The 8,120-nt window shown below is 71.2% G+C and carries 9 protein-coding genes; 4 read left to right on the top strand and 5 right to left on the bottom strand.

The features are described 5' to 3' along the window. Positions 1-150 precede the first annotated feature (150 nt). From ACFWX1_RS30990 to ACFWX1_RS30970, 5 genes are read right to left on the bottom strand one after another with little or no spacing between them, the layout of a single operon-like run. Positions 151-597: a hypothetical protein gene (locus tag ACFWX1_RS30990; protein ID WP_378393296.1), complete on the bottom strand. Its 447-nt coding sequence runs from the start codon at positions 595-597 to the stop codon at positions 151-153. Next, the gene (locus tag ACFWX1_RS30985; RefSeq protein ID WP_378393295.1) at positions 594-1,727 is read right to left on the bottom strand and encodes a molybdopterin-dependent oxidoreductase; all 1,134 of its coding nucleotides are present in this window, start codon (positions 1,725-1,727) and stop codon (positions 594-596) included. The genes ACFWX1_RS30990 and ACFWX1_RS30985 overlap by 4 nt, the downstream gene beginning before the upstream one ends. Continuing rightward, on the bottom strand, positions 1,724-2,347 hold the full coding sequence (locus ACFWX1_RS30980) for a methyltransferase domain-containing protein (protein ID WP_378393294.1): 624 nt from the start codon (positions 2,345-2,347) through the stop codon (positions 1,724-1,726). The genes ACFWX1_RS30985 and ACFWX1_RS30980 overlap by 4 nt, the downstream gene beginning before the upstream one ends. Continuing rightward, positions 2,344-3,033, bottom strand: coding sequence for a DUF2064 domain-containing protein (locus ACFWX1_RS30975; protein ID WP_378393293.1), 690 nt, complete (start codon positions 3,031-3,033; stop codon positions 2,344-2,346). The genes ACFWX1_RS30980 and ACFWX1_RS30975 overlap by 4 nt, the downstream gene beginning before the upstream one ends. Further along, positions 3,030-3,674 (bottom strand): glycosyltransferase family 2 protein, encoded by a 645-nt coding sequence (locus ACFWX1_RS30970; RefSeq protein ID WP_378393301.1) that lies wholly within the window; start codon positions 3,672-3,674, stop codon positions 3,030-3,032. The genes ACFWX1_RS30975 and ACFWX1_RS30970 overlap by 4 nt, the downstream gene beginning before the upstream one ends. A 158-nt stretch (positions 3,675-3,832) precedes the next feature. Here ACFWX1_RS30970 and ACFWX1_RS30965 point away from each other — a divergent pair, with 158 nt between their 5' ends. The 4 genes from ACFWX1_RS30965 (at position 3,833) to ACFWX1_RS30950 (ending at position 8,095) form a co-directional block, all read left to right on the top strand. Then, on the top strand, positions 3,833-5,245 hold the full coding sequence (locus ACFWX1_RS30965; protein ID WP_378393292.1) for a hypothetical protein: 1,413 nt from the start codon (positions 3,833-3,835) through the stop codon (positions 5,243-5,245). A gap of 10 nt (positions 5,246-5,255) precedes the next feature. Further along, positions 5,256-5,957 carry a response regulator transcription factor gene (locus ACFWX1_RS30960; protein ID WP_378393291.1) on the top strand — a complete coding sequence of 234 codons (702 nt, stop codon included), beginning with the start codon at positions 5,256-5,258 and terminating at the stop codon, positions 5,955-5,957. Further along, positions 5,954-7,000 carry a sensor histidine kinase gene (locus tag ACFWX1_RS30955; RefSeq protein WP_378393290.1) on the top strand — a complete coding sequence of 349 codons (1,047 nt, stop codon included), beginning with the start codon at positions 5,954-5,956 and terminating at the stop codon, positions 6,998-7,000. Before ACFWX1_RS30960 ends, ACFWX1_RS30955 begins: the two co-directional genes overlap by 4 nt. A 198-nt stretch (positions 7,001-7,198) precedes the next feature. Continuing rightward, entirely contained in the window at positions 7,199-8,095 is an 897-nt protein-coding gene (locus ACFWX1_RS30950; RefSeq protein WP_378393289.1) for a serine hydrolase, read from the top strand. Positions 8,096-8,120 lie beyond the last annotated feature (25 nt).

The raw sequence follows: 8,120 nt of genomic DNA, 5'->3' as shown, positions 1-8,120 counted from the left end.
AGCCTCTGGCTGGCGGTGTGGGGGTGGGGGGCGCGCGGGCGCCCGGCCGCCGCCGGCCCGCCCGCGCGCGCCGCCGCGCCCGCCCCCCCCCCGAGACCAGCTCCGGCCTCTGGGTGGGCCGGACCTTCGAAGCCACGCGCGACCCGGCACTCACACCGGTCGCGCGTGGCTCTTGTCTGTACGGCGCCGGACGAGCACCGTCCGGCCGACACCGGTCAGCACGACCAGCGCCCAGACCACGGCGAGCGTGAGCAGCAGTCCGGCGCCGGGATGCCCGTCGTGCAGCCCAGGCATCGGAGGATTGCCGTAGGGCCGCCACAACAGCGGAAACGCCAGCAGCCCCAGCACCCCGCTGAAAGCGGCCCCGGTCAGCACCGGCGCTCGCCACAACGGTGGCACGAGGCGGCTCACGCCGAGCCCGGCGAGACCGACCACCGGCGCGATCACCGCGTCGTGCACCAGCGGGCTGCCGACGAGCCAGCCGAGCGTGCCGATCACGTCGGCGCGGAGCGGGAAAAGGTACTCGCCGAACAGGATCGCGCCCCAGGCCAGCGCGGCGAGCCCGGGAAGGAGCAGGAGCACACGGGTCGTTTTCACCAGACCTCCAGCTTCGAGACCCACTTCGTCTGCAGGACACCGGGACGGCTCGGCGCGATGATCCGGCAGGGAAAGCCGTGGTCCAGGTCGAGCACCTCGCCGTTGAGTTCGAGCGCGAGCAGCGTCAACGCGTCCGCCGTGTGCTCGCCGGGCAGCACGCTCACGCCGTACAGCCCGGAACGCTCCAAAGAGGACACTCGTACCGTCGCGCCTGGTTGCGCGCCAACGGCCGTGAGCAGCGTCGGAAAGGCGACACCGCGCCAGATGGCCGATTGGCTCCAGCCCTCGACGCAGGCGATCGGCAGTTCGGCCGTGGTCTGCGGGAGTGCGCGGAGTTCGGCGAGCGAGAACGTCCGCGTCCCGGCCGAGGTCACCACGGACAGCTGCCACGTCGTGGCTTGCGCCGCCTGGACCACGCCCGCGGCGGTGGCGGTGCGATTCACCGGCAGCCCCTGGGTTCCGTTGCCCGTGCGCCACGACAGCCCAGAAACGTTACGCAGCAACGGAACCGTCGCGCCCGCCGTCGCGACCACGGACACCCCGGCGGTCAGCCACGTGGTGCGCAGGAACCCGCGCCGGGACAATCCGGCCGACGGCGGTTCGGGATCATCGGCCGGTCGACGTGTCAGTGCCCGGCGGATGACGGGGAGTTTCACCGCGATGTGCACCAGGATCGACCCGATCGCCACCCACGCGACGGCGTAGTGCACCTGCGGGAAGTAGAACGTCCACGGGTAGTTCTGCGCGACGTTGAGCAGACCGGTGGTCAGCTCGAAGAACGCGGCTGCGGACAGCACCAGGATCGACAGCCGCTCCACCGCGTGCGGGATCGACCGCACGAGCGGCTTGCCGAACAGCTTCGGATAGACGCTCCACAGTTTCGCCAGCAGCAGCGGGATCGACGCGACACCGGCGACGACATGCAACCCTTGGGTGACGCGGTAGAGCCAGATCGGCCTGCTGGGCCAGAGGAACCACTCCGGCGGATGCTGGATGAGGTGACTGAGCAGTCCGGTCACGAAGCACGTGGTGAACGTGATCGCCAGCCACAGCCCGACCCGTGCCGTCACCCGCGGCGAGTGGGCCGCGGCCGTGAAACGTTCTTCATCCGGAACCGGCAGCCGTTTCATACCTTCTCCAGCCGTGCGAACCAGCGATGTCCGTGACGGGCGATCCAGGCGACGTGGAGTCCGGCGGTCGCCGCGACCTCGGTGATCCGGTCCGCGCCGACCCACGCCCAGGTGAACCACCGGCCCTCGGGACGGCCGGGCAGCAGCCGCACCCGTTCGTGCCGGAGGCCGAAGCCCGGTGGGTCGAGCTCGACCAGGACGTCGCCGTCCTCGGCGATGAGCGCCGCGGTGCGCTGGAGCAACGCCGCGGGCTCGCCGCCGATGCCGATGTTGCCGTCCGCGAGCAGCGCGTGCCGCCAGCGGCCTTCGCCGGGCATGCGGTCGAAAACGCTGCGGCACAAGGCAACCCCGCCGCGCTGGTGGGTCAGCCGGACCGCGGTCGGTGAACTGTCGACGCCGAGCGAGGCGACACCCCGCCGGGTCAGCGCCGCGGTGAGCCGCCCCGGTCCACAGCCGATGTCGAGGGTCGGCCCGGTGCAGGCGTCGAGCAGCACGTCGTCCCCGGGGCACGGCCGGCCGGTCCAGCGTTCCACCGGCAGTTCGACCCGCTCGCCGTTCGCGAGCTCCAGCCAGCACCGGTGGCCGAGCAGACCGTGGTCGAACTCCGTGCCCGTCTTCATCGGACGGGTACCGGAAGCACGGCGACCTCGGCGACTGCGCGGGCGAATCGGCTTCCCGGGCACAGCGCGGCCACATGGTGGGCATCGGCGATGGTGTCCACATCGGACAGTGTGCTGACCGGAGTGACGGACAAGCCGGAGACGGCCAGCGCCTGCCGGGTCCGCTCGCCGGTGTCCGGCCGCGACATGGGGACGTCGGTGAGAACGCGCGCTTCGAGCGGGTCGCGCAGTCCGAGCGCCCACCATCCGCCGTCCTCGGCGAGGCCCAGTGCCGCCTCGGATTCCTTGCGCAGCAGGGAAGTCATCGCGCTCTCGAAGAGGCCGGGCGCGACCTGCGGGGTGTCCATGCCGATCTGCAGCACAGGGAGCCCGGGGTATGCGGCAGCGGTGTCGGCGTGAGCGTTGGCGAGCCGCTCACCGAAATCACCACCCCGCTGGGCGATGACCGTGACCTCGCTCAGCGCCTCGGCGATCTCCGCGCCTCGGGCGGCATCGCCGAGGTCACCGGTCATCGCCACCACCGGCACGGCACCGGAGGTCGCGCGGACTGCGGCGAGCGTGTCGAGCAAGGCGGCCGCGGCGATCCCGGCCGCTTGGGCCGCGGTGGCCGGGGGACACAGCCGGGTCTTCGCGAACCCCGGCACGGGCGCTTTCGCCACCACCAGCAGACAGAACCGGGCGGTCATCGGGCCAGCACCCGCCCGAAATCCCGGACCGCGCGCAGCGTGCCGCGCACGGAACCCGACACCTTCGATTTCGTCCCGGCAGCTCGTTCGCCGTAGCTGACGTCGAACTCGCGCACATGCCATCCCGCACGCTGCGCCTTGACCAGCAGTTCGAGCGGATACCCGAAAGCGCGGTCGACGACACCGAGATCGAGCAGAGCCTGCCGGTGCGCGGCCCGCAGCGGCGCGATGTCGCGCACCGGGAGACCCCGGCTCCGCAACAGCAGCGACAGCGCCGCGTTGCCTGCCCGCGCGTGCCACGGCCACGCCCGGGGGCTGGTCGGCACCCGCCTGCCGACAGCGAGATCCGTGCCCGAGCGCACCGCCTCGACCAAACGCGGCAGGTCGGCGAGATCGAGTGAGCCGTCCGCGTCGGCGAAACACACGATGTCCGCCGTGGCGCACTCCAATCCGGTATGCACGGCCGCGCCGTAACCTCGCCGGGGCTCGTGGACGACCTTCGCGCCGTACGCGGCGGCGATCTCGGGCGACCCGTCGGCCGAGCCGTTGTCGACGACAATGGCCCGGTAACCCGGCGGCAGCCCGCCCAGGACAGCTGGGAGCGCCCCGGCCTCGTCCAGGCACGGGAGCACGACATCCACCTCGAATTCCCTCACGCCTCGTACGGTAAGTCCAGGATGGACGGTGTGAAATCCTTGCGCTGCTTACCAAAATGTGACGGCGGGCGAATTCTTACCGACCGGTGACGGATCGCCGCGAGACCCGGTGGACGGTGCGGAACGGGGCTAAGGTGCCGGTGATGAGCGAGTCGATTCCGGCCGCCCAGGTCGCCGACGCGCCGGGCCCGCCCGCGCCTGTCCGAACCCGCCGGTTCCCCCGCGCCGACCTGATCGCCGTCGGCGCGGCTCTCCTGGTGATCGCCGCGGCCACCGCGGTGGGGCTGTACTACAACCGGCCGGGTTCCGGGGTGGTCATCTACGCCCAGGCACCGCCGTTGTTCGCGGTCTGGCTGTCGCATGTCGGGCCGGGCTCGGTCTTCGCCGTGCTGATCGCCTTCGCCGTCGTGGCGTGGGGACCGGCGCTCGCTGCCCGGCTGCCGTGGCGTCGCGCGCTCGCCGTCGGCTATCTCGGGTCGCTGGGCTGGACGTTCTCGCTGGCCATGGTCGACGGCTGGACGCGCGGATTCACCGGACGGCTCACGACACCGGACGAATACCTGCACGAGGTACCCGGGATCACCGACATCCCGCGCATGCTGCGGGAATTCTCCTCGCGCATCCTCGATTTCCAGCCGAATTCCTGGACAACCCACGTGTCGGGGCACCCGCCCGGCGCCACCCTCGTGTTCGTCTGGCTCGACCGCTTCGGCCTGCATGGTGGCGCTTGGGCCTCGACGCTCGTCGTCCTCGTGGGCGGTCTCGTCGCGGTCGCCGTACCGGCCACCGTGTCGCTGCTCGGACGTCCCGACGCTGCTCGCGCGGTACTGCCCTTCGCCGTGCTGAGCCCGGCCGCGGTGTGGATGGGCGTCTCCGCCGACGGCCTCTTCGCCGGAGTCACCGCGACCGGCGTCGCCCTGCTGGCGCTCGCGGCAGCCGGATTCACGCGGGGCCGCCGCTACGCCGCGCCCTCGGCCCTCGCGGCGGGAGTGCTGCTGGGGTTCGGGATCTTCCTGTCCTACGGGCTGGTGCTGCTGGGGCTGGTGGCTCTCGTGGTGGCCGTGCTGGGCAGGCAATGGGGCGCGGCCGCGCTCGCCTTGGCCGCCGCTCTGGGTGTCGTCGCGGCCTTCGCCGTCGCCGGCTTCTGGTGGCTGGACGGATATCACCTGGTCGTCGAGCGGTACTACCAGGGCATCGCCACGCTGAGGCCGTATTCGTACTGGGTGTGGGCCGACCTGGCCGCGGTGGCCATCGCCGCGGGACCCGCCCTCATCGCTGCCGCCCGGCGCGGTGTCACCGAGGTGTTCCTGCCGAAACCGCGGTGGTCCCGACTGCGTGACCCGGTGCTGCTGATCGGGCTCGCCGCACTGCTCACGATCGTGGCGGCGGATGTCTCCGGCCTGTCGAAGGCGGAGGTCGAACGGATCTGGCTACCGTTCGTGGCGTGGGTGCTGCCGCTGACCGCGTTGCTGCCATTCCCAGCCCGCCGCTGGTGGCTGGCCGGGCAGGCGATGACGGCGCTGGCGGTCAACCATCTGCTGCTGACGAGCTGGTGAGGGGATGTCGATGACCGAACAACCCGGCCGGGTGCTCGTGGTGGACGACGACGAGACCGTCCGCGACGTCGTGCGGCGCTACCTCGAAGTCGCCGGCTTCACCGTCGACATGGCGGGCGACGGCGCCGAGGGACTGGCGAAGTTCGCGAGCCAGGAGCCGGACCTGGTCGTGCTCGACGTCATGATGCCCGGCGTCAACGGACTCGAGGTGTGCCGCAGGCTCCGGCAGCTGAGCCAGGTGCCGATCGTCATGCTCACCGCACTCGGCGAGGAGGAGAACCGGATCGCCGGTCTCCAGCTCGGCGCCGACGACTACGTCACGAAACCCTTCAGCCCCAAGGAACTCGCGTTGCGGGTGACGTCCGTGTTGCGCCGCGCGCGGATGCCACAGCCGCAGCCCGCCACCGCGGAACTCGCCGACGGCAACCTCCGGCTGCAGATGCCCGCCCGGTACGCCACCCTCGACGGCGCCGAACTGCCGCTGACCACCCGCGAGTTCGACCTGCTCGCCTTCTTCCTCGCCCACCCCGGTGTCGCCTTCTCCCGCGCCGACCTGCTGGAGAAGGTGTGGGGCTGGGACTTCGGCGATCAGTCCACTGTGACCGTCCACGTGCGACGGTTGCGGGAAAAGATCGAACGGGACCCGGCGAAACCCGTCCGCGTGGCGACGGTGTGGGGCGTCGGCTACCGCTACGACCGGATACAGCCATGATCGAACCCAGCGAGTCCTTCAGCGCCATGCTGGCGCACGTCTGGCACATCCTGCCGGTCGCGCTGCTGTTCTCACTGCCGGTCGCGATACTCGGCGGCGTCGTGCTCTATGTGCTGCGCCGCGGCTCGCTCGCCAGCACGCTGACCGTGCTCGTGCTGATCCCGGTGCTCGCCACCCTCGTCGGCGTGCTCGGCGTCAGCGGGTTCATGTTCACCCCGGCCCTGACCACGATGGCACTGGTATGCCTGCTCGTCGCACTGATCACCGTGCCCGCCGCGATCGTGCTGGGCCGGGCCATCGCGCGTCGCAGCGTTTGGGAACGGGAGGCCCGTGAGCGCGAACGGGCCGCCGAGGCCTCGCGCCGCGAACTCGTCGCGTGGATCAGCCACGACCTGCGCAGCCCCCTGGCAGGAATCCAGGCGATGGCCGAGGCGCTCGCGGACGGAGTCGTCTCCGAGCGCGCCGAGGTGACCGAGTACGCCCAGCGCATCGCCGGCGAGACCACCCGGCTGTCCGGCATGGTCGGCGACCTGTTCGAGCTGTCCCGGATCACCGCGGGTGCCTTGCGGCTGACCATGTCCGCGGTGCCGCTACGCGACGTCGTGAGCGACGCGGTCGCCGCGCAAGCACCGGTGGCCCAGCGCAAACACGTGCGGGTGCTGGAAAACGCCGATGCCTGGCCGGTGGTCTCCGGCAGCGACCCCGAACTCGCGCGGATCGTGCGGAACCTGGTGTCCAACGCGATCCGGCACACCCCACCGGACGGCACGGTCGCGGTGCAGCTCGGCGTGGACGGCACCGACGCGCTGCTCGCCGTGGATGACTCCTGCGGTGGCATCCCCGAGGACGAAATCGGCCGCGTCTTCGACGTCGCCTTCCGCGGAACCAGGGCGCGGACACCGGAACGCGGTGGCGAAGCCGGTGGCGGGCTCGGTCTCGCGATCGCCAAAGGCCTTGTCGAGGCACATCACGGCCGGATCGGCGTGCTCAATCACGGCCCCGGCTGCCGGTTCGAGGTCCGCCTGCCGTTGGCCACGTCCTGAGCTCGCCGCCGGGCTGGAGCGTGTCCGCGGCTTAGCGCGGCTGGGATCGCAGGGGATCGGCCATTCGGCTGATCTACGCGCCGGTTCCGGCGAGGTTGCCCACCGGCTGGCCGGAATGGACCGGCTCTTCGGACGATACCCGCGATCCCCGTCCTGAATACCTTCGCATTGCTCGCGTTTTCCGGCGGAGGTGGACCGTTGCTGAAGCAGTTCGCGCAGATGAAGGTGCTCGTGGGGATCGCCGCGCTCCTCGTGGTGGGAGCTCTGTGCGCAGCGATCGCCGTGATCGTCGGATCCGGAGGCGAGGACTGGCACGCCGGGTGCCGCTCGGCTCCGGCCGAGACGGCGGGCAAGCACGCGAGTGCTATCGCCGAAGCCAGGGAAGCGTTGCTGAGCAAGGGAAACGATCCCCGCCTCGAGATCGAGGTCGTCGATCTGGACGCGTGCGCGGTGGAGCTGAGCTGGAAAGCCGATCAGGCGCAGCCCACCGCCTCTGTGGTGAAGCTGCTCATCGCGCTGGACCTGATGGACAGTTCCGGGATGCCCTCGGGCGGCAAGGCGACGGCCGTCCACGAGATGCTCGCGGCCAGCGACGATCGCGTCGCCAGCCAGCTGTGGCAACAGCAGGGCGGGCCGGCGATCGTCCGGCGGCAGGCCGAGAAGCTGGGCCTCGCGAACACCTCGCCGCCCGCCGACATCGGCCAGTGGGGTTCCACCCAGATGTCGCCCGCCGACGTCATCACGGTCTACCGGCACATCACCGCGGAACTGCCCGAGGAGGAACGCGACTTCGTCACCGAGGCAATGGAAAGCGCCCCGCGCAGCGCCGCCGACGGTTTCGACCAGCACTTCGGGATTCCGCGCGCGTTCCCGGGCGCGGACTGGGCGGTGAAGCAGGGCTGGGGCACCTCCGGCGGCCGTCGCGTGCTCAACACGACCGGCCTGGTCCGCACCGCGTCCCGGACCTTCGCCGTCGCGGTGATGGGCTCCTGGAACGAAACCGTCGACTGGACCACCGCGAGCACGGCGCTCACCGCCGCCACCGGTGTGCTGAAGGGCTCACTCACCGTGAGCGGCGCCTGGAAACTCAGCTAGTCACGCCCGGAGCCGATTCTCCCCG

It is taken from the genome of Amycolatopsis sp. NPDC059021, from assembly GCF_042739895.1.
In the GTDB taxonomy this organism is placed as follows: domain Bacteria; phylum Actinomycetota; class Actinomycetes; order Mycobacteriales; family Pseudonocardiaceae; genus Amycolatopsis.
The sequence above is the reverse complement of the archived record's forward strand: the minus strand, read 5'-3'. Positions and strand labels throughout refer to the sequence as shown.

Coding starts and splice junctions, on each gene's coding strand:
- ACFWX1_RS30985 (WP_378393295.1), bottom strand. CDS start 1,727: ATGAAACGGCTGCCGGTTCCGGATGAAGAACGTTTCACGGCCGCGGCC.
- ACFWX1_RS30980 (WP_378393294.1), bottom strand. CDS start 2,347: ATGAAGACGGGCACGGAGTTCGACCACGGTCTGCTCGGCCACCGGTGC.
- ACFWX1_RS30975 (WP_378393293.1), bottom strand. CDS start 3,033: ATGACCGCCCGGTTCTGTCTGCTGGTGGTGGCGAAAGCGCCCGTGCCG.
- ACFWX1_RS30965 (WP_378393292.1), top strand. CDS start 3,833: ATGAGCGAGTCGATTCCGGCCGCCCAGGTCGCCGACGCGCCGGGCCCG.
- ACFWX1_RS30960 (WP_378393291.1), top strand. CDS start 5,256: ATGACCGAACAACCCGGCCGGGTGCTCGTGGTGGACGACGACGAGACC.
- ACFWX1_RS30955 (WP_378393290.1), top strand. CDS start 5,954: ATGATCGAACCCAGCGAGTCCTTCAGCGCCATGCTGGCGCACGTCTGG.